20 protein-coding genes are annotated in these 20,359 nt (G+C 47.6%); 13 read left to right on the forward strand and 7 right to left on the reverse strand.

Annotated features, from left to right (window positions below):
- The first annotated feature begins 12 nt into the window (after positions 1-12).
- The 6 genes from IPP66_05900 to IPP66_05925 are packed head-to-tail and all read left to right on the forward strand — an operon-like array spanning position 13 to position 7,620.
- On the forward strand, positions 13-2,049 hold the full coding sequence (locus IPP66_05900; GenBank protein ID MBK9924810.1) for a hypothetical protein: 2,037 nt from the start codon (positions 13-15) through the stop codon (positions 2,047-2,049).
- Positions 2,050-2,078: 29 nt separating this feature from the next.
- On the forward strand, positions 2,079-3,194 hold the full coding sequence (rfbB, locus tag IPP66_05905; protein ID MBK9924811.1) for a dTDP-glucose 4,6-dehydratase: 1,116 nt from the start codon (positions 2,079-2,081) through the stop codon (positions 3,192-3,194).
- Positions 3,191-4,063, forward strand: coding sequence for a glucose-1-phosphate thymidylyltransferase RfbA (rfbA, locus tag IPP66_05910; GenBank protein ID MBK9924812.1), 873 nt, complete (start codon positions 3,191-3,193; stop codon positions 4,061-4,063). Before rfbB ends, rfbA begins: the two co-directional genes overlap by 4 nt.
- Positions 4,064-4,081: 18 nt before the next feature.
- Complete coding sequence (locus IPP66_05915; GenBank protein ID MBK9924813.1) at positions 4,082-4,492, forward strand: MaoC family dehydratase; 411 nt, start codon at positions 4,082-4,084, stop codon at positions 4,490-4,492.
- Between the two features lie 14 nt (positions 4,493-4,506).
- A complete protein-coding gene (gene rffA / locus IPP66_05920) occupies positions 4,507-5,640 on the forward strand; it encodes a dTDP-4-amino-4,6-dideoxygalactose transaminase (GenBank protein MBK9924814.1) in 1,134 nt (377 codons plus the stop codon).
- Positions 5,641-7,620: a hypothetical protein gene (locus IPP66_05925; GenBank protein MBK9924815.1), complete on the forward strand. Its 1,980-nt coding sequence runs from the start codon at positions 5,641-5,643 to the stop codon at positions 7,618-7,620.
- Between the two features lie 35 nt (positions 7,621-7,655).
- Here IPP66_05925 and IPP66_05930 read toward each other — a convergent pair whose 3' ends face one another.
- Positions 7,656-9,089: a methyltransferase domain-containing protein gene (locus IPP66_05930; protein ID MBK9924816.1), complete on the reverse strand. Its 1,434-nt coding sequence runs from the start codon at positions 9,087-9,089 to the stop codon at positions 7,656-7,658.
- A 97-nt stretch (positions 9,090-9,186) separates the two neighbouring features.
- On the opposite strand from IPP66_05930, the gene IPP66_05935 reads away from it, so the two are divergent.
- From IPP66_05935 to IPP66_05965, 7 genes are all read left to right on the forward strand, one after another.
- Positions 9,187-9,966 (forward strand): class I SAM-dependent methyltransferase, encoded by a 780-nt coding sequence (locus tag IPP66_05935; protein ID MBK9924817.1) that lies wholly within the window; start codon positions 9,187-9,189, stop codon positions 9,964-9,966.
- Positions 9,967-9,995: 29 nt separating this feature from the next.
- On the forward strand, positions 9,996-10,307 hold the full coding sequence (locus IPP66_05940; protein ID MBK9924818.1) for a hypothetical protein: 312 nt from the start codon (positions 9,996-9,998) through the stop codon (positions 10,305-10,307).
- A 133-nt stretch (positions 10,308-10,440) separates the two neighbouring features.
- The gene (locus tag IPP66_05945) at positions 10,441-11,037 is read left to right on the forward strand and encodes a glycerol-3-phosphate acyltransferase (GenBank protein MBK9924819.1); all 597 of its coding nucleotides are present in this window, start codon (positions 10,441-10,443) and stop codon (positions 11,035-11,037) included.
- Positions 11,034-11,870, forward strand: a complete 837-nt coding sequence (locus tag IPP66_05950; GenBank protein ID MBK9924820.1) for a DegV family protein — start codon at positions 11,034-11,036, stop codon at positions 11,868-11,870. The genes IPP66_05945 and IPP66_05950 overlap by 4 nt, the downstream gene beginning before the upstream one ends.
- Positions 11,871-11,874: 4 nt before the next feature.
- Positions 11,875-12,987, forward strand: coding sequence for an SGNH/GDSL hydrolase family protein (locus tag IPP66_05955; GenBank protein MBK9924821.1), 1,113 nt, complete (start codon positions 11,875-11,877; stop codon positions 12,985-12,987).
- Positions 12,988-12,991: 4 nt separating this feature from the next.
- Positions 12,992-13,948 carry an SGNH/GDSL hydrolase family protein gene (locus IPP66_05960; protein MBK9924822.1) on the forward strand — a complete coding sequence of 319 codons (957 nt, stop codon included), beginning with the start codon at positions 12,992-12,994 and terminating at the stop codon, positions 13,946-13,948.
- A gap of 156 nt (positions 13,949-14,104) precedes the next feature.
- Positions 14,105-14,842, forward strand: a complete 738-nt coding sequence (locus IPP66_05965; GenBank protein ID MBK9924823.1) for a hypothetical protein — start codon at positions 14,105-14,107, stop codon at positions 14,840-14,842.
- Between the two features lie 190 nt (positions 14,843-15,032).
- Here the strand turns inward: IPP66_05965 and IPP66_05970 are convergent, their stop codons facing one another.
- From IPP66_05970 to IPP66_05995, 6 genes are all read right to left on the reverse strand, one after another.
- Positions 15,033-15,566 (reverse strand): hypothetical protein, encoded by a 534-nt coding sequence (locus IPP66_05970; GenBank protein ID MBK9924824.1) that lies wholly within the window; start codon positions 15,564-15,566, stop codon positions 15,033-15,035.
- Between the two features lie 151 nt (positions 15,567-15,717).
- Positions 15,718-16,326 carry a hypothetical protein gene (locus tag IPP66_05975; protein MBK9924825.1) on the reverse strand — a complete coding sequence of 203 codons (609 nt, stop codon included), beginning with the start codon at positions 16,324-16,326 and terminating at the stop codon, positions 15,718-15,720.
- Positions 16,327-16,633: 307 nt separating this feature from the next.
- The gene (locus IPP66_05980) at positions 16,634-17,059 is read right to left on the reverse strand and encodes a hypothetical protein (GenBank protein ID MBK9924826.1); all 426 of its coding nucleotides are present in this window, start codon (positions 17,057-17,059) and stop codon (positions 16,634-16,636) included.
- A 30-nt stretch (positions 17,060-17,089) separates the two neighbouring features.
- Positions 17,090-18,652, reverse strand: a complete 1,563-nt coding sequence (locus tag IPP66_05985; protein MBK9924827.1) for a hypothetical protein — start codon at positions 18,650-18,652, stop codon at positions 17,090-17,092.
- Positions 18,645-19,415, reverse strand: coding sequence for a GNAT family N-acetyltransferase (locus IPP66_05990; protein ID MBK9924828.1), 771 nt, complete (start codon positions 19,413-19,415; stop codon positions 18,645-18,647). The genes IPP66_05985 and IPP66_05990 overlap by 8 nt, the downstream gene beginning before the upstream one ends.
- Before the next feature lie 73 nt (positions 19,416-19,488).
- A complete protein-coding gene (locus tag IPP66_05995) occupies positions 19,489-20,346 on the reverse strand; it encodes a GNAT family N-acetyltransferase (GenBank protein MBK9924829.1) in 858 nt (285 codons plus the stop codon).
- Between the last annotated feature and the right edge of the window lie 13 nt (positions 20,347-20,359).

The raw sequence follows: 20,359 nt of genomic DNA on the forward strand, positions 1-20,359 counted from the left end.
AAAATTGGGGCGATGCGTAATACAACAACTACCCCCCGTTCTTTTTGGCTGACCCTTCTTGCATTTAACTTTATCGCCAACTTGGTCATGGCGCGCTTAATCTGGTTGCGTCAGGTTGAGCTCAAGTCAGATATGCTGCGCTCCTCCTGGAGTGGTGTGATTCTGTTTTGCCTGTTGCTATCTGTTATCAGTGTTTGGATGGCGATACGTGTAGTGGGAAACAAAGCCGTCGTTTTTGATCGTCTTGACACCGTTCGCTTTAATAATCCTGCATTGCATGTGATCGGCATAATTGTGTTTGCTGCCATTGCCTTCTTAATCCCATATCTCAAGTTCACTCTCAAGATTGGGCAAGATCCCAAAGAGCCGGTCTATGACATGGTTCTTCTATCGTTGCTATACTACTGGATGTGCTGGTGGCTTATCTTGATAGCCTCGGCATCCCTCAAGATAGGTTTTCAAACATCATGGGAAGGCGGCTTCGCAACCGCTCTTGTGATACTTGGGGTTGTATTTGAGGTGATGGTCCGCATTAATTTTGTAACAAGTTACCCGCTTTCAATGGGATGGTCGGAGGGGAGCCGTTACTACTACGCCTCATTGTTTTTCTCCAAACAGATTTATGGAGAGACGTTCCCCCTCTCTACGCTTCATCCTACCCGTTACCTGCTTCAATCGTTCCCGTTCCTTTTTCCCAGCCTTGGCATTTTCGCGCATCGCTTCTGGCAATTCCTCTTGTGGATCGGCCTGACGGCCGGTGCATCCATTGCAGTGACGAAGAGGGTTTTTAAACGCGAAGAAAAAGCATTAATGTGGTTAGCTGCTGGTTGGCTCTTTCTGTTTCTTCTGCGCGTGGGTGTTTATTATCATTTGGAAGTCATGGTGATTCTGCCTATGTTGTTCGTGACGAGTCAGAAGCCGCGGCAATCACTCATCGCTGTGATTTTTGCATCGCTTTGGGCAGGCGTTAGCCGTGTGAATTGGTTTCCAGTGCCAGCCATGATCGCGATTGCGGTTTACCTGCTTGAAACACCATTCAATGTAAAAGTAAGGGAAACCAGATCATTCAAACAGTTTGCAGGCTACCTCTCGCAACCAACACTTTGGGGTATTGTCGGACTAGCTTCCGCTTTGTTCTCTCAGTGGGCATATGTGTATATTTCTGGCAACGCACAAAACGCAGACGCCTTTACATCCAGCTTTACATCTGACTTGCTGTGGTACAGGTTGTGGCCAAATCCAAACTTTCCATTAGGAGTTGTCCCTGCGATCTTGCTCATCAGCGGGCCGTTGCTTGCGATCATTATCTTTGCGATGCGGCAATGGAATTCCCTTCACCCAATCCGTTGGATGGGCTTGATTCTCATGCTACTTGCTTTGTTTGCTGGTAGCGCTGTAGTTAGTACAAAAATCGGCGGTGGCGGTGACTTGCACAACATGGATACCTATACCGCATTCATCGGCATTGTGGGGCTTTATTTTGTTGGCGGGCGCGTTGCAACAGAGTCTGGCATGAGCCTTATACAGATTCGTATGTCCCCTGTATCTGCGATTGCTCTGGTTATTCCCCTTTTGATCCTTTTGCCAGCATTGAGTCCGTATCCCAAATATAAGGATGGACTCGCTCAACGTGCCCATCACCAACTGGTGGATGCTGTGAATATAGCTGGGCAAAAGGGGCCAGTTTTGTTCATTAGCGATAGACAATTGCTCTCTTTAGGCGATGTAAAAGTTCCGCTTGTGTATGATTATGAAGTGGTTACCATGATGGAAATGGCCATGTCTGGCAACCAAGCGTATCTAAATCGGTTTTACGATGATCTGGCTAACCACCGTTTCGCAGCGATTGTGTCTGGCCGTCAAAGCCTGAATATTAAACTGGATGGCGAATTCGTGGAGGAGAATAATGTGTGGAATACCTACGTCGCGCCTTACATTCTCTGTTCCTACGAATCCAGCCAGACGATTGGGGCAGACCAAACCCGCCTTGAGATCTATGTACCCCGTATCCAATCGGAAGATTGTCCGTCTAGAAATATAATTAAGTAAAGCTTGAGCTTTATATTGGAAGGATGATTATGGCTGAAAAACAAACCGTACTTATCACAGGCGGATGTGGCTTTATCGGTTCAAATTTTGTGCGTATGCTTGTTGCGGATGGTAACTATCGCGTAGTAAATCTTGATGCGCTGACCTACGCAACCAATCCGCTTTCTCTCAAGGACTTGGAAAGCAATCCCAATTATGTTTTCGTAAAAGGCAATATTACAGACCGTGAACTGGTCTCGTCGTTGTTCACACAGTATCAGCCAATTGGTGTTTTTCATTTTGCTGCCGAATCTCATGTGGACCGCTCTATTGTCCATGCGGAGGATTTTGTGCAGACGAATGTACTTGGCACCTTTACCATGCTTCAAGCCGCACGCGTCTATTGGAGCGACCTGCCTGATGACAAAAAGAAGGCTTTTCGATTTCTGCATGTTTCCACGGATGAAGTCTTCGGTTCGCTCGGACCCGAGGGCTATTTCACTGAAGAGACTCCTTATGCACCCAACTCGCCTTACTCTGCGTCCAAAGCATCCAGTGATCATTTTGTGCGCGCCTTTCATCACACGTATGGTTTACCGACTGTTATTACAAATTGCTCCAATAACTACGGTCCCTATCAATTCCCTGAGAAGATGATCCCGTTGATGATCTTGAATGCACTTTCTGGTAAGCCTTTGCCTGTATATGGAGATGGCTCCAACATTCGCGATTGGTTGTATGTGGAAGATCATTGCACAGCGGTCAAACTGGCTTTTGAAAAGGGCGTGCCGGGCGAAGTGTATGTTATTGGTGGAAACAACGAGCAGAAGAATATCAACCTTGTGAATAAGATGTGCGATATCCTCGATGATATTGCGCCGCCTGTAGAAGTGCCGCAGTTGAGAGAACAAGGGTTGAAGAGTTATAAGGATCTTATCCGTTTTGTAACGGACCGCCCGGGACATGATCATCGTTACGCAATTGATTCAGCGAAGATACGGCGCGAGTTGGGCTGGCAGGCTGATGTCGGGTTTGAGGCGGGCTTACGCCGTACGATAGAGTGGTATTTGTCGAATCCCGAGTGGGTGGACCAGGTCAGCAGTGGATCATATGGCGAATGGGTCAAAAAGAATTACGCTTGGCGTGCAGAGAAGGAGACCAAATGAAGGGAATTATTTTAGCGGGCGGTAAAGGTACACGTCTTTATCCATTGACGATTGCCATCAGCAAACAGATCTTGCCGGTCTTCGATAAGCCAATGATTTATTATCCTCTTTCGACGTTGATGCTGGCAGGCATACGTGAGATCCTTATCATCAGTACACCCGATGCCTTGCCATTATTTCGTGATTTGTTGAAGGACGGCTCGCAGTGGGGTTTGAAATTTGAATATGCCGAACAAGCGGAACCACGCGGACTAGCCGATGCATTCTTGGTCGGACGTGAGTTTATTGGTGATAGTCCAGTTTGTTTGACGCTGGGTGATAACATCTTCTACGGCGAAGGGATGATATCACTACTACAAAGTTGTGCATCGCTTAAAGATGGCGCGATGATATTTGGTTACAAAGTACATGATCCGGAACGATACGGAATCGTTGATTTTGATGAACAAGAAAACGTTTTGAGCATTGAGGAAAAGCCCAAGAAACCGAAATCGAATTGGGCTGTTCCAGGGATTTATTTTTACGACAACCAGGTTGTAAAGGTTGCTGAATCACTCAAGCCTTCTGTGCGCGGTGAGATCGAGATTACAGACCTGAATAAAATTTATCTGAACCGAAAACAGTTGAAGATAAAGTTATTTGGTCGTGGGGTCGCATGGCTGGATGCCGGTACACATGAATCTTTATTGCAGGCGGCTTCGTTCATCCAAACCATTCAGGAACGACAGGGATTGATGATTTCCTGCCCAGAAGAAATTGCCTTTCGTATGGGATTCATTGACCATGAACAATTGTTGAAGCTCGGGCAAGCACTTTCCGGCAACAGCTATGGTCAATATATTTTGAATGTTGCGAATAACCCGGGATAGCACGGAGTGTATGTATATATGACAGCCGATTTCTCTTTTCAAGTGGGTGATGGATTTTCATTTGAACGATACATCTCTGCGGATGATGTGAAACAGTTCGCGGAGATTGTCGGTGACCTTAATCCTGTCCATCTTGACACAGCATTTGCTGAAGGTTCATTCTTCAAAAAACGTATTGTGCATGGGGCCTTCCTTGCAGGTTTGCTCTCGAAGGTCCTAGGTATGGACTTTCCTGGACAGGGCACTATTTATATTTCGCAAAATTCTGTTTTCAAACGGCCAGTATATGTGGATACAACGGTCAAGGTTCAGGTGAAGGTTACTGAAGTGTTGACCGAAAAACGCCGCCTCGTCTTGGATACAACTATCCTGAACGAGCAGAACGAAGTCTGTCTTGCAGGTTCCGCTACTGTGTGGATCCCTGAATAAACTTGGAGAACATCATGTCCATTTCATTCAACAAACCGACCAAGATTGGCAAAGAGGCCGAATATATGCAGGAATCTTTGCAAAGAGGTCACATCTCTGGTGATGGGTACTTTACTAAAAAGGTTCATGTTTTGCTCGAAGAAACCGTTGGTGTTCCTAAAGCTTTGTTGACTACATCCTGTACACATGCATTGGAAATGTCTGCCCTTCTTTTGGATTTAAAAGATGGGGACGAAGTGATTGTCCCCTCGTTCACGTTCGTCTCCACGGTCAACGCCTTTGTTTTGCGCAACGCCAAGCCGGTCTTTGCCGACGTTCGACCTGATACACTCAACCTTGATGAATCCAAGCTCGAAGCTTTGATTACACCGCGAACACGTGCCATTGTCGTTGTTCATTACGCTGGTGTTTCCTGTGAAATGGACGCGATTATGGAGATTGCAAATCGTCACAATATCCCTGTCATCGAAGATAATGCGCATGGTTTGTTCGGTAAGTACAAAGGCAAACAACTCGGAACATTTGGAGTGATGGCGACACAAAGTTTCCATGAAACTAAGAACTTCACATCTGGTGAAGGTGGCGCGCTCCTTATCAATGATTCAAAATATATTGAAGATGCTGAGATCCTGCGCGAGAAGGGAACCAACCGCAGTCGTTTCTTCCGTGGGCAGGTGGATAAATACACGTGGGTCAACGTCGGCTCGAGTTATCTTCCCTCCGATATGCTTGCGGCATTTCTGTTAGCACAATTGGAAGAGCGTGAAGAGATTCAATCATCACGCCAACGGATTTGGGAAACCTATTACAAAGAACTCGGATCATGGGCTGAGGAAAATCACATACAGATGCCCTTTGTCCCTGCGCATTGCAACCAAAGTTACCACATGTTCTACATTCTTTTTCCAAATCTCGAAAAACGACAAGCCGCCATCGCTCATCTCAAGGAGCGTGGCATTCAAGCTGTCTTTCATTATTTGCCGTTGCACCTCTCGCCCATGGGAGAAAAATTCGGCGGCAAGGAAGGCGATTGTCCTGTTACTGAACGCGTCAGTGACCAACTCCTGCGTCTCCCGTTCTATACCAACATGACCGATGAAGAACAAAAGAGTGTGATCGCCGCCCTCAAGGAATTCTCTGTTCAATAAATGAACATCACTCTGCCCTCGCGCGAAACCTTTTGGAGAGCCGTCTTCCTCGCAAGCGCGGCTCTTCCGTTTCTCTCTATTTGGCAATCCATTAACCTTGGCCGTTCATTGGAAATTGACGTCTTCACTCGCCCATCATGGATTGGCCTCCTCGCGGGGCTATTCTTATTGGGACTCACCCCGCTTCTTGCCTGGACCTTGTCCTGGTCTCGCCTCAAAGAGCGACTCCTCGCTGTTGCTGAATCTTCTGAACGCTTCGCAGAAAAATTTCGTTGGGTTGGTTGGCCTCTTCTAGTTATATCCATTATCGGATACACAGTTGTCTTCATGCTTCCATCCGTCCGAAACTTGTTTGGCGATGAAGGCTGGATCCGTTTCCTTATCTTTTGGTATTTCAGCCTGCTTGGGTTGTTTGCAATAAAAACTATTCGGCGTGATGTTGCGTGGTTTGCATCTTTACTGGCTGTTGTGCTGTTCCAGACAGTTTTTCATTTGTTGGCTGTGCAATTCTCTTATGTGACAAACTACCCCTTTGCAATGGGGTGGTCTGAGACCAGTCGTTATTATTATCCGTCACTCTTTTTCTCCAAACACGTTTATGGACAAGAATATCCATGGCCTATATTACATCCCACATTGCATCTGTTGCTATCATTTCCATATCTGGTCGAAGCCCCGTTATGGGTTCATAGACTCTGGCAGGTAGTGCTCCGGCTTGTTTTGGTTGCGGCAGTTGTCCCTGCAATGATGAAGCGTTTGTCAGTGACAGGAAAGGTGATTCGATGGTTTGTCGCTTTGTGGATGTTCCTGTACTTGTTCATGGGTCCGTTGTATTTTCATCTTGCCATCCCAGTAATCCTTTTGTTATATGGATTCTCGAGTCAGGATGATCGAAAGAATTGGCTTGTAGTTTTGATCGCTTCGATCTGGTGCGGATGGAGTCGTGTAAATTGGTATCCCATGCCCGGTGTGATCGCGGCAGTTTTGTATTTGTTAGAGGTTCCCTTTACGGGCAAAAATATATGGGGATATTCACTCAAGCCCACTCTTTGGTTTATTGTCGGCACTTTGACAGCATTTATTTCGCAAAGAGTATACATTGTGATTTCCGGTGTTTCTGCGGAGCTTTTTTACACAAGTCTTTCATCAAATTTGTTGTGGTACAGGTTGTTGCCGAATGCTTCCTATTTTCTTGGCGTTTTGCCAGCGGCTGTATTGGCCTCGTTGGCAATGTGGCTGGTTCTATATTTGGCTTTGCGGGGCCGAAGAAATAGCTGGCACCCGATCCGGTTACTCGCTCTCTTTGCCGCCCTACTTGCGTTATTTATCGGTGGGCTTGTTGTGAGTCTCAAAATCGGTGGCGGAGCGGATTTGCATAACTTTGATGGTTATTGGGTTTTGTTGTTACTCGTAGCTGGATATTTGACTTTTGCACGTTATCGCCGTGAAGACGGACAGTTTGATGAGCCTGTCTATTTGCATTGGTTGGTTGTTGTATTGCTGTTCATCGTGCCTGTATGGTCGCAGTTGGGCTCCAATGCAGGGATAAAAACATACGATGTTGTCCGAACCCAATCTGTACTTTCTGCTTTGCAAACGCATGTGGATGATGTCAATGCCAAAGGTGGAGAAACCCTGTTCATCACGCAGAGACAATTGATTTCCATGCACATGTTGAAAGACGTTACACTTGTCCCTGAATATGAGCGTGAAGACCTGATGGAAATAGCAATGGCAAACAACACGAAGTATCTGGCTCTTTTTCAGACAGATATGGAGAAACAGCGTTTTGCCCTTATCGTTGTAGACCCCTTGAATTACAGTATCTATTCACGCAGGCGTGAATTTAGCGATGAAAATAATGTATGGGCAAGGCACATCATGAAGAGTATCCTGTGTAATTACCGATTGGATAGTTCTTACCCTGAAGACGGAATTGCTTTGTATGTGCCACAGGAAGGCGAACGGCAATGCCCGTAGAGAAAACAGAGCGCCGATTAGCGCTCTGTTTTGCTTTATATGAACTTAATTCGCCTAGCCGCAAAGGTGACCATGCGAAGGAGTAAAAGTCCGTGTTTCCAGCGGGAGATGTTGGTGGAGCCGTAAGTACGTTCGCGGTAGCGGATGGGGAGATCGACAATCTTTAGGTTAAGTTTTGCCGCACCGAAGATTAGGTCGAAATCACCAAAGGGGTCGAAGTCTCCAAAGTAAGAGCGGTTGGTGGCGATCTTCTCATACTCTGTTTTATACATAACCTTTGTACCGCACAGTGTGTCTTTGATGGGTTGCCCTAACAACCATGAGAATGCCATGCTGAAAAATTTATTCCCAAAGAAGTTCAGGGTTTGCATGGCTTCTTTTTCCATTGGGTAAATAAGGCGTACACCATTGATAAATTCGCCGGTGCCAGAAACCAGCGCTTCGTAGAAACGTGTCAGGTCTTCGGGCGGGACGGTCATATCTGCATCGAGGATCATGAGGATATCGCCAGTGGCTTTCTCGAAGCCGACGCGAATGGCGTCAGCTTTGCCAACGCCCGGTTGTTTGAGAAGCAGGCTTGGGGTGGAAGGATGCGCGGCGATCTCACGTTCGATTGCGGCGTACGTGTCATCTTTGGAATGTCCCTCTACAAAGACGATCTCGGTCTCACGTCCCATTTTGGGAGTTCGCTCGAAAAGGGCTTTGATGTTGCCCGATTCATTTCTTGCCGCAATGACAACGGATACCTTCGGCTCTTTCGCCCGAACTGGCTGTGGACGTGCGATCACGAGGTTGGACAACGCGAAATGATTGAACGGCCATAAGCGAACAAGGAAGCGATTCCCTAATCCACCTAATGGGAGCGGCCAAAGAACTTCTTGCGAAGTACGGATGGTTTCAAAGCCCGCCAGTTGTAGCAGTGAATTGACATCTTCCCGTGTGAGCCAGTTTTGGTAGAGATTAGGTGTGGCGAGATTCAATGCCTGTGCGGTGCCAAGTGTAAGTTGCCAGAGACGGCTGTAAAAATTGATGATGACACGTGTACGTGGATGTGAGAGGCGTTTGATCTGCTCAAAGACGCGTTGTACATCCCACAGATCATTCACAAGGTCGGAGAGGATGATGACATCGAATGTTTCGTTGAGTGCAGAAAGGTCGTGTGCGTCTGCATGGATGAATTCGAGGTTGGGATGCTTCTTCTTTGCGCGTTCGATCATTTCTGCGGAGAAATCAACACCCACACCGCGCGATGGGTTTAAGTTAGCGAGGAGCTGTCCATTGGCGCAACCGATCTCGAGGACGCTCGAATTGGGGGATACATAAAAACGATAGAGTTCTGTCAGGCGGCGGTGATACCAAATGCCAAGTCCTTCCCAGGAATCGCGCTTGCGGGCGATAGTGTCCCAGTGGGAAATACGGGTTTGCTGGTAGGTTTCACCTGCCGGGTCAAAGGGTGGATTTATCTTCATCATGGGCACGATTTTACTGGAAATATGAAGTTTTGATGTGAACTCACAAACTGGAAAAGTGCGTAAGAAACCCCGCCGTTAACGATTCAAAAAATATATGAAAAAACTAGTTCTAGATTACGATAAGATCGCATCCGATTACAACCAGCGTTATCCCACTTCCCAGAATTGGGAACGTGGCCAGGCATTGCTAACGCTTGCGGGCCAATACAAGGACGGAATCTTTCTTGAAGTGGGAAGTGGCACAGGCCATTGGCTCAATTTGCTTCATCAAGTAACAGCCAATTTATTCGGCTTGGATTATTCGTTAGGCATGATCCAACAGGCGAAGAGACAGCCTGCTTCGTTGGAATTGACGCGCGGTTCGGCTGTACAACTTCCGTATCGGGATAATACGTTTGATCTGCTCTATTCTGTAGATGCCATTCACCATTTCGGCGATCATCGTGCGTTCATCGCAGAAGCGTTCCGCGTATTGAAACCGGGTGGCGCTTTGGCAACTATTGGACACGATCCACACAATGGGACAACGAATTGGTATATCTACAATTACTTTGATGGTGTGTATGATACCGACCTACGCCGTTATCCTGCTGGAAGTTCTGTGCTCAAGTGGATGCATGATGATGGTTTTGAAGATATCTCATCACGGACTGTAGAGCACATTTTAAATGTCCATGTAGGTGGAAGTGTTCTGCATGACCCGTTCTTGAAGCAAAATGCGACTTCACAACTGGCACTGGTCAGTAAAGAGGTTTATGATACAGGCATCGAAAGAATTAAGCAGGCGCTTGCAGACTCGCTGAAACGGAACGAAGCAATCGTGTTTAGTTCCGATATTCAGGTCAAAATGCTCCTTGGATATAAACCTGGGTAAATACATTCAAGTAAAAGATAAGAGGACCTATGCCTGAAACATCACGCCCAATTCATTACGTTGTGTTCCACAGCCCTGGCCCTAAATGGGAATATGGTGTTGACTTTAGAGAACAGGATGGAATAGGCCAACACGTTCAGCATTATTTGAAACTCCATGAGCAGGGGAAGCTTGAACTGGGCGGACCCTTCCTGTTGCCCGATGCAGGTGGGATGATGGTTGCGACAAAAGACGTATCACAAGAAGAATTGGATGCGTTTGCCGCTTCAGATCCTGCGGTGCAATCTGGTTTGCTGATCTATGAAGTTCGCCCGTGGCTGACAGCTATGGAGCGCGAATAAGAAGAGCCTTCCATATTGAATTAATGGAATAGGCGCATCCAGCTTGCAACTAGCGGATTCGTAAGCTGAAAAAATCCTGCCCGATGATTTTTCATCGGGCGTTTTCTTTTTGTCATGCTATACTCGCAAATCCATGAACGTGCTTTCCTTTCTTTTCCCAGTTCTCGGCTATATCTCAGGTTCACTTCCCTTTTCTATTTGGGTGACACGCTACGTCAAAAACGTAGACGTGCGCGATGCTGGCTCTGGTCATGCTACAACGACGAATACAATTCGACAGGCTGGTTTTGGATGGGGCGCATTGGTGTTGATCCTTGATGTCGCAAAGGGATTTATCCCCGCGTATCTTGCATTTCGATTTACAGACACAACGTGGCTTGTTGCCATCACTGCCGCATGTGCGGTCATTGGTCATTGTTGGCCGCTCTTTGCGCAATTCCGTGGTGGCATGGGGCTGGCAACTTTTGGCGGGGCGCTTCTCGCAGTCAATTGGTTCGCGTTCATCATCGGCCTTGGTTTGTTGCTTCTTCTCACGATCGCCATTCATCATGGTGCGCGTGCCAGTATTTTTACAGGCATCCTCATTACACCCCTCTTTTGGCTTTTCAATTTGCGTGGCATTGAACTTTGGGTTGCGTTGGTGGGTGGCATTGTTATTGCCTTCCGCTTCCTCATCGATTGGAATCGTCAATATCGGGAACTCTGGCTCGACCGGGAGAAATCAAAATGAAGATCGGTATCGTCACAGATTCAACATCGGATATCCCATCCTTTCTCGTTGAGCAATACGAACTCGAGGTGATTCCGTCCGTTTTAGTATTGGATGGAAAAGAATACATAGATGGCATTAGTATCTCGCGCGATGATTTCTACAAACGACTTCCCTCGCTTCAAACCCCGCCGACAACTGCCGCGCCCTCAATAGGCGATTTCTCAGCCCGATACGATTCTCTCCTCAAACGTGGCTGTGACCACATCCTTTCCATTCACCCAGCAGGACAGTTAACCACCATCGTCAATTCGGCCCGTCAGGCCGCACAGGATTTTCTGAACAAGGTCACAGTGATTGATAGCGGTTCTCTTTCTCTTGGACTTGGTTTTCAAGTCCTTGCCGCCGCCGAAGCCGCAGAGAATGGATTGCTAGCCGCCCTAAGCGCAGTAGAATCTGCACGCAAACGTCTCAAGGTCTATGCCGCTTTGGATACTCTGGAAAACCTCAAACGAAGCGGACGTGTCCCCGGTGCGGTTGCCGCGTTGGGAGGTTTGCTTTCCATCAAGCCATTGATCGAATTGATCAACGGAGAAGTCAAGCCCATTGCCGCTGTACGCACTACTAAACAAGCTAACGAACGGATATTGAATCTACTCATACAGCAAGGTAAACTCGAAAAGTTAGTGATCCTTCATACAGGCGCAGAAGCCCGTGCAAAGGAATTTTTAAATGCCCTTATGCAAAAAGCCAGCCAATCCGTGCCGCGCGATATCCTCATGGTCAATGTGACAACTGTCATTGGTACACATGTTGGCCCGAATGGGCTGGGGTTTGCCTCAATACGAAAATAAACTCATGGAACAAAATAAGTCATCAATCAATATATTCAGGGCTATTCTCAAGGCAGGTATCTTGTTCGCCTTGTTCAACTTTGCATTCATTTTTGTGAAACCTGAAGCACTGGGACAGCTATCGCTATACAACAAAGTGTTTCCCGGGCGCGAACGTTTCCCTTTTGGTGAAACACGTGAGTCCTATAACATCAGCCTGTACAATCTTGATGCGATGTTTGCATCCCATATCATTTCAGGTACCAAAAAAGCTCCAGATGAATATCGTGTAATTCTTATTGGCGATTCATCTGTGTGGGGTACACTGCTCACACCTGAACAAACCTTGGCAGGTCAGCTCAACGCAAACTCGATCACTGCCTGCAATAAAAACGTCCGCACCTATAACCTTGGGTATCCGACCATCTCGTTGACCAAGGATTTGATGCTGTTCGATCAGGCTCTGCAATATCAGCCTGATATGGTCGTTGTGTTGACCACACTCGAGTCCATGCCGCGCGACAAACAACTAACCTCGCCTTTGGTTGCCAATAACGCCGAACGAGTCCGCCAACTCATCTTTAAATATGAGTTGAACGCCGATACAAACGATCCAGTGTTGGTCAAGCCGTCGAAATGGGAGCAGACCTTCGTGAGTCAGAGGCGCAATATCGCTGACCTGCTCAGACTCCAGATTGACGGTGCATTGTGGGCATCGACCGGCATCGACCAGGTCTATCCAGAAAAGTATGAGCGCGCGCAGACTGATCTCGGCAACGAGCTTGAGTATCACGGCCTTATACAAAAATCGAATTTACGCGATGCTTTGGCGTTGGACGTGCTCGACGCGATGATGTCTGCTACACAGGTTCCAACTTTGCTCGTCAACGAACCGATACTTATCAGTCAAGGCATCAACAGCGACCTTCGTTATAACTTCTTTTATCCGCGCTGGGCATATGACGAATATCGAAACGTAATGAATGAATATACTTCGGCGCATGACAAACTGTATCTCGATCTTTGGGATATCCTCCCTCCGAGCGAGTTTACCAATAGCGCGATCCACCTGACACCTCACGGCGAATCACTGCTTGCGAGCAAGATCGCCGAGGCCATTCAAATACATTGTAAATAGGACTATGAAACAAAAAACTTTATTCCTCTTATTGATATTGACGTTGTTGACAGCTTGTTCCAGTGGACAAGTTTCGACAACAGCCGAGCCTGTGGCAGATACAGGCGTTTCGCTTCAAACCCAGCCGACAGTTGACTCTGTCCAACAAGCTGTGACTGACACTGAAACCATTCCATCCACACCAACAACGACCGTTACACCCAAGCCACCCCTCGAGAAAGATGCATGGATGAAAATGCCTGTTGTTCCGTCTGGTGTGAGTGACGCCATGCGCGATGTGTATCAGCGTGGCTTGGAGCTTGGTACCGACCCCAAACATTTCTCCGTGATCGGTGATTGCCAGAATGTATCTTCGTATTTTCTCTCAGTGTATGAGAAGCCAGATGAATACAGCCTTGGCACAGAGTACGCCTACTTGCAACCGACCATTGATTATTACCAAGGTTCTTACTCGCGTGTTAGTGTGGCCGTGAAGGGAGGCTTCAATGCCGCGGCGGTGATCTCCCCTCTACGCGCGGACCGTAAGGTATGCAACGCCAACGAATCACCTCTCGATTGTGAATTGCGTTTGTGGAAACCATCCATTGTGTTTGTGAGCATGGAAACCTGGTGGTCGCAAAAGCCCGAACAGGAATATGAGAAGTATATGCGTATTGTGCTTGACCGTATTATTGCATCAGGCGCTGTGCCGATCATTGCCACCAAGGCCGATAACCTCGAAGGCGACAATGCCATCAATGCGACAGTTGCCAAGCTCGCCTACGAATATGACATCCCCATGTGGAATTTCTGGGTGGCGGTTCAGCCTTTGCCTGATCACGGCCTCAGCAAGGACGGTTTTCACTTAACCTTCGCCCGCAATTTCTTCGATGATCCTCACCGTATGAAGAGCGCATGGCCGTGGCGCAACCTGACAGCCTTGCAATCGCTCGATGCGGTTCATAACAGCTTAACCAAATAATAAAGACGGCGACCGCCTCATGAGGCGGTCGCCGCTGTAAAAGGGGGATTATGAGATTTTAATGGTTTGCCTCTTGACAAAATAGAACATGTGTTCTATTATCTAACTATCGTTACTTGTTGTTGTTCGTGGTTCCCAGAACCACAGGAGGCTCAAATGAACCGTTCTGTATCCATCAATATGTCACCTTTGCTTCAAAAGGCCGCCGTTAAACGGGGTTTGATCTTTGGCGGGATCATCCTCACTGCCCTTTTGGCGTTTGAGGCATTTAATTTCTCCAGCACTTCTTTTGCGCTACACGATGTGCTTGGGGATTTGTCCTTTGGTCCGTTCAAATGGGCCACTATCCTTGCCTTTGCCTTCTGTGGCATTGACTTTGCCGGGATCGCTCGTATCTTCACCCCCGAACAGGGACGCAACGAGCCCGCCGAGGTCTGGTACCTTCTAGGTGCCTGGTTCCTCGCGGCAGCGTTCAATGCGTCGCTCACCTGGTGGGGAGTCTCTGTGGCGATCATGAAGCATAGCGCTGAAGGTGGTGTGTTGCTCGGCCAAGCCACCATGACCAAGGTTGTACCGATCATAGTGGCCGTGATGGTGCTTGCCATCCGCGTTCTTCTTATCAATACCTTCTCGGTGGCTGGCGACCGCATCTTCTCGATGGCGGATGAACGTCAGACCCAATACCAAAACAAACCAGCGTACAACAAACCTGCTTACACCCCTAATAACGACGCTTACCGTAACCCCACCCCGTCGTTCCCACGCCCAGCGCCCAAGCCTGTGGCCGCTGCTCCTGCCCGTCCTACTTACAACGAGCCGACGTATCATCCCATCGGCATGAACGCGCAGGGACAGGGACAAAACAACAATCGCAACAATACCTATATGAGTTAACCTTTCAAAATTTCCTCGGGTCTCCTTACCCGCCATCCAACACACAAAGACGCCTGAAAAGGCGTCTTTGTGGTTTATCGATGTTTTGCAGTAGCGGTTTCAGTAGCTTGTTGGCAGAATGTTGAGACCTTTTTCTTTCTGTTTTTCTCTTACCCCTTGACACTGCTATTCATCGGTAGGCAGTTTTTTGCTATCTATTAGATATTTCTTGACTCATAAATTCTTTTAACCAAGACAAATCTTGCTGTTTAAGTTCGAGTGACACATTCGCCAAATGCACTAGCCCTAACTTTAACACATCAAATACTTTATTGTCTGCCTCTTCTGATAAATGAATAGACGGAATCTTTTCGCAAATAACATTACTTTGAGAAATGATAGGGACTAACTCCAGCAAGATGCAATTACATATCTCAATCATATTACCAGCAGAACTTGAACAATTAGTTTCTATTGTTCTAAAGCTTTCTTCCCAAGCCGAAGTTGTTAAATAACAATTCTGCGCCCAATTCTGTGCTTCTGGATATAGCGCAAATGCCCTGCACATTATCTCCGACCCACTTAAAACTGTGCCAGTATAAACACGGATGGCATACAGAATGAAACTAGGTATTTCGTTTGATGGGATTTCTTTTATTGCATATGTTAGAAAATCATTCAAGGTTAGCATGGTAGCAAGTTGTAATATTATGTGAGTGGTGTAAAAATCGTTACTTTTTTTCAATCGCTCAACTAAGCGCTTAACGGCTTACGTTAGCGGAATTTGGGTGAGGCGGACTCTCCGGTGAGCAGAAAAACTCGAGCCGCAGAATTCCCTATTACCCCTATGATTTTCGGTGATGCTTTGTTGGGTGGTTTTTATTTTGCGCACTACTTTATCTTTCTTGCTTCTTAGATTCTTCGATAATAGATTCGCGGAGTTCTACAAGTTTTTTGGCCCTATCCTTTATCGCTGTTGCCCATTCTCGTTGCTCTGTTGTCAATGTGTTGGGTGTATTTTCTTGTAGAAGCAATTCCGAAAACCCAAGAATAGAATGAAGTGGTGTAAGAAGTTCGGAAAACAGCGCGTGAAGCAATTCGGTAGCTTTGCGCTCACCAGTCCATTCGTCAACCCAAATGATAAAACCACAATCTTGATTCTGCTCATCATGCATTGGTATAGTGCAAAAGTTGAAAAAATGACCATTGACAGTTGTTGACCATTTTTGTTCATCGTTAGGTTGTGGAATGGGGGTCTTATGTGCTGAGACTTCGTTTACGCGATTGTGATAATCGACTCTCTGTAAATAAGTCGTTAACCCCGAACCACCAGGAAAAGAAGAAAATGAATTTTCTAAAAAAGTATCAACATTTGAAATTTGGAAAAGACGAACAGCAGCAGGGTTTATGAATTTGATGATGTGATTTTCATCAACTAGGATGATTGCTCCTGGAAAAACATCCAGCGCAAATTGGCCGTTTTGGCGGAGATAATTATTACTCATGCAAATTTACATCATCATTTCTTAATTATTGGTTAGAAGGAACCACACAACGGTTTCTGTTAGCGGACTTATGGCCGTGCGTGGTCTCTGCTTGGGGGGCAGGGAAAAACTTGAAGCCAAGCATACCCGTGTTCAGGCATGATGCGACTTTTTTCTTCTTGGTTTTTTTTCTTCACCTTGATAGTGCTGTTCATCGGTGGGCGGGTTTTCCTAACTACTGGGAAAATTAGCTAAGTTTGTATGATTCCTTAGTGTATATAGATGAGCATAAAGCTATGAGAATCATTTTGCTTTTTATGCTACTTCATTAATCTTTGTTTATAAGTAATACATATTTTTCACCAGTAAAATAATAAATATTCGGGAAATTTTCAATAATTTTCTTGAGATGTCTTCCATATTGACCTGAAGAGAGATTGCTCTTGTCGGCTGTAATCATTCCAAGTAATTCTGGAAGCTTGCTCTGATAGTCGATTTGCACTAAAGATTTCATTTCACCTTCTTCAAATTGATAAAAAATGCACCTTTTTTGAAATTCGATTTTGAGCGTTGCAAAGATGCTTCGATAGACAAACCCAGTAGTTCCTTCTTTGAGTGGATAAGTTTTCCATCCGTCAGCGGTTAAGAAATCATAGAGCAATTTGGTATCGTCGTTTTCCAACTGCGTGTTAAGTGAATCTGTCATATGCTGTTTCCCTGAACCGCCCAACTGTTTATGGGCGCCGACTTCCATCTACGAAGTTCCCGTTAGGTAAATCGTCAACTATCTCTTCAACAAAGCATCCACCACAATGAGATCCCCTGATGCATTATAGGTATGCACGGCAAGGATGCTTTCATCAGGCGGTTCGATGCGTTCGACGAGTTCCTCTTCGTATTCGTGGGTCGTCAGCTTGGTGATGCGGTTAAAGTTGACCGCGTACCCATATCTCAGCGAAGAATCCTGTGAAGGGCGAATGAGTCCGCCGTCTCTGCGAAAGATGCGACCGGCTGGGCGGGCAGAGCGCACATCCGAGACAACGGGATTCATCGGGTGTGGAGTCCAGTTGTTCGTCAGAGGGTCATCCGAATAGAACACATGCAGTTCATCCCACGTGGAGCCGCCCTCGTGCGCGATGTTCACGAACATCCACCAGCGCATCGCATGTTCGAGAAGCGTCGTGTCCATGGCCCGCACATCGGGCATGAGCGTTTTGTGAAACTCCCACTGATCGGGGAAGCGCACGCAACGATAAGCCTCGATCGCGCGGTTCTGCGCTGTTTCGGGGATCATGTAAAACTCGCCGCGATGTTCGAAGAGGAACGGATACGAAAGATGATACGGACGTTCCAACGCGACCTGCGGCTCGCCGATCTCACCATTTTCGTCAATGAGGGCATATACGATGCGACCGAGATCGGTCTTGCGTACATATTCTTCGAAAAATAAATAGGACTTATCCTGCTTCTTCAGGATGAACGGGTCTGCCCAAAACACGTCTCCGGGCGGAACCTTGAGTTTGAGTCTGCCCCAATCGAATGACTCTCCCTCCGCTCTTTTGCCTGCCATCAACGACCAGGGTTGATGAATGATGCGGCGGTATATTTTATTCTCTGAGATTTGTAACGCTTGCTTCTGTGCAAGTACAGTGCATTGTGCGTTCGTGGGTATCTCTGCTTTCTGAGCAGGAACGGCGGGTTTGGTTTGGGCGAAGAATTCTTGTTCGCCTTTGGTATGCAATTGACGGAAGGCGCGTGGTATCACGTGTGATGCGCGCCAGAAAAATGTCTTTTGATTCAAGGTGATCGAGGATGGGTTCGTGGCAATGACCGAGCCTGTAAATACGTGCGTGGTATCTTCATGCGAGATCTCGATACCGCATTCCATCACAGGGACATCATTTAGCACTTCCAGCCAGCCGATCTCACTACGGGCCGTCACGCGGACGTCGTTACATCGCAATGACCAGGCACCGAAGCGTGCCACATTGAGCAGGGACTTGGGCATATCCTCGAGGCTGAGGTTGAGCAATAGATCGAGGCGCATGGCGCGGAAGCGTGAGATGCGTTCGTGCAGGTCTGCGCCGAGGGCCTGCGTGTTTTGCAATATCTTGCGGACGTCGCTGGGCTTCCACGGGTTGGGTTCGGGGTTGAAGAATTTCTTGTCGAGGCTGAATTGCAGTTCGTATTGTTTGTTGGTGGGGATTTCTTCACGGCGGGATGGGTCGGCAAATGCCAGCCCCGCGATCTCGGCGTGATGTGAGCTCTTAATACGCTCCAACATGGAACAGATCCATGCGGGGGCCATTTCGTCCGGTAGGATGACGCCGATGCGTAATTTATTCATGCCAACCGCCGCTGGGACGAAATGCCGTGAAATATAGCAATGGGCTGTAGCCCAAACGTCGGTATAAGTGCATGGCTTGGTCTGAGGGGATCAATACCATATGTTTCAGTCCGTGTTGGATGGCAAATGCGTGCGCGTGCTGGACGAGCGCCGTGCCGTATTTGCGGTTGCGATAGTCTTTAAGAACATATAGTTGGTTAATATAACCGATACCGGGCTTAACTGTCACCAGTTGGAGCCACCCAACAGACTCGCCTTCATGTTCCACATAAAAGGAGTGAATGTTTTTATCGAGCAAAGTTGGCACGTAGATGCGCTCGCCTTCTGTGATGAGGTTGTGATTGGCGATTTCGGCATCTTGTATGGTTTTGGCCTCGTGTACGTTGTTGGGAATAGTGGTGGCTTTGATGGGGAGTTCCAGCCCGAGGATGGGGCCAGTACGCACGAACTCGTAAGAAGACTTTGAATATTGTTCTTTCAAGGTCGCGCTGGAAGGCGTGGGATGAAATACGTCGATGATGTATTGTTTGTCGTCGGAGATGGGGTAGTCTTGTACTGCTTTGATCACGGATGCAGTGTCTGCGCTTAGGGCGAGGAACTCGTATTGAAAGGACGCGATCGGTGCACCATCATAGATCGATACGCCGATGGGGCCGAGTGCTTTGTATTTTGTCTTGTAGATGACGTGATACACATGATTGTAGGATGCGATCATCGCCTCAACAGCCCACCAGTTTTCGATATCGGGTCTCGGATTCTTCATGCGTTATTAAGACGGAATCCTTTTCGGTTGGTTACTGAGTTGCCCACTGCCTTTGGGCGGGAGTACCCCGCCCCTACTCTAATGTGCTTTCCCCGTTGGTGAGCACGTAGAAACTTCGGCCATTTTCATAGATGAAATCGGTGATGATGTAGTTGGCATCGAAGGTGGTTTCGAAAACTTCGCGCGAGAAGAACCGCCAATCGCGTGCAAGGGCGAAGTCTGCTTCTTTGATGGCGTTGAAATCAGATGGAATCTCAGCGAGCAGAAGTGGGCCTTCCAGCGTGGAGAAATGTTCGGGTGGGCGGATCAGGTTTGGAGTTGAACGAAGAGGCGTGTAGAAGGGGTGGAGCTCGGCCTTCGAGAAGTGGTCCAGTTTCAGTGGGCGGCGCGCTCGTTTGCCGAGTCTCGTTTGAACGCGGCGGGTGTTGACCCACCAATCCACTTGCAGGCGGTCAGAGGGCAGGCCAGCGTTCAATCCATCGCGCATGTCACCGTATTCAGCGCGACGATAGGTGTTACAGACCGCACCAAGCTTTGTGATGTTGAGATACGCATTACGACTCAAAAGCGGATCATACGTCCACGTGATGTGATCGATGCCCTGCTTGCGGACCATTTGCCATTGGGCGCGCTTCAACATAAAGCCGACGCCTGAATCGCGGTGCTCAGGGTGGATGCCTAGCATGTGAGAGCAGTGCTTGGGACGTGGGCCATCGGGTATGAAATCGAGGCCGGGGAAACCAAACACGAAGCCAATGAGTTCTTCTTCGACGAATGCACCAAGGACAAAGCCACCATTGTGAACGGCTGTGATGAAGATATGCGCGGGGACAACGTCGGTTTCACTGCCGGGCCAGACGGCACGTTGCAGTTCTTCGACGAGGGTCATGTCTTCGGGAGATTCAAGTAATCGGATGAAAGGAGCAGGCATAAGGTCAGATTAG

The sequence above is a fragment of the Candidatus Defluviilinea proxima genome, assembly GCA_016721115.1.
Classification (GTDB): domain Bacteria; phylum Chloroflexota; class Anaerolineae; order Anaerolineales; family Villigracilaceae; genus Defluviilinea; species Defluviilinea proxima.